This window comes from Sphingomonas aestuarii, assembly GCF_054457155.1.
On the sequence record NZ_JBTKVV010000022.1, the window covers coordinates 1 to 967 of the forward strand.

General features: G+C 63.8%; 1 protein-coding gene. It reads left to right on the forward strand.

The window, feature by feature from the left end; genetic code table 11:
* Positions 1 to 28: 28 nt before the first annotated feature.
* Positions 29 to 967 (forward strand): Y-family DNA polymerase (locus ACX0GZ_RS14765; RefSeq protein WP_458817513.1); only part of this gene is annotated, 939 nt, incomplete at its 3' end.

Below are 967 nucleotides of genomic sequence, written 5' to 3' on the forward strand. Positions count from 1 at the left end.
GTCATCCAAAGAGCCGCCTGAGCCGCGATTGCCAGCCGCTCTGCCGATCGATGACGATCCGGGTGCGTGTTCGGTACCGCGCGGTGGCGGCTGGCGTCCGGGTGCCAAGTGGGCGCGTGCGCAAGTCGATGCCCAGATTGCGGCATTGCCAAAGCATCGTCGTCCGGCTGCGCGAGAGCTCGGTCGTCATTCCGAGGCCGCGGCTCACGCGTTCAAATCGCAGGTCAGGCGCGCCGATCAAACTTTCGCCGGGGCCATCACCTCGCACCGCCAACCGCTAGTTCTGTCCGAGCCAGTGGGCCGAGCTCTGCTGGCGGCCGCAGTGTGTCCGGATGCTGCGGCGTTGGGTCTGTCCAATGGAATGGCAATTGCGCATGCGCGTGCGTTGGTTTCCGATCTCGACATTCGCGCGCATGATCGAGCTGCTGACGAGTTATCGCTTCGACGGCTGGCGTTACATGCGGCAACCCATTGGACACCGATTGCCGCGGCGTCTTCAGACGGCCTTTTGCTCGATCTCACCGGCACCGCGCATTTGCACGGGGGCGAAGCGCGGTTTTGCCGCCGGGTTGTCCGGTTTCTTAAGCGGCTCGGTTTCACAGGCCGTATCGCGGTGGCAGACACCGTGGGGACCGCGCATGCGGTCGCGCGATATTCCGGTCTAGCAATGGCGATCGTTCCGGTGGGGCAGGGTGCACAGTCTATTGCAGCACTGCCGGTTGCGGCACTCCGGCTGGAAGAGCGCGCCATTGATGCGGCGAAGCGCTTTGGTTTGGACCGGGTCGGTGACCTGTTGGGACTGCCCCGTGCACCTTTGGCTCGACGACTGGGGCGGCCCGCCATCGAGCGGCTGGATCAAGCACTAGGTCGCATCGCAGAGCCGATCGACCCGGTGCTGCCACGAGATCCAGTAGTCGTAGAACGTCGATTGCTTGAACCAATTGCCACTGTCGAAGCGATCTTACAG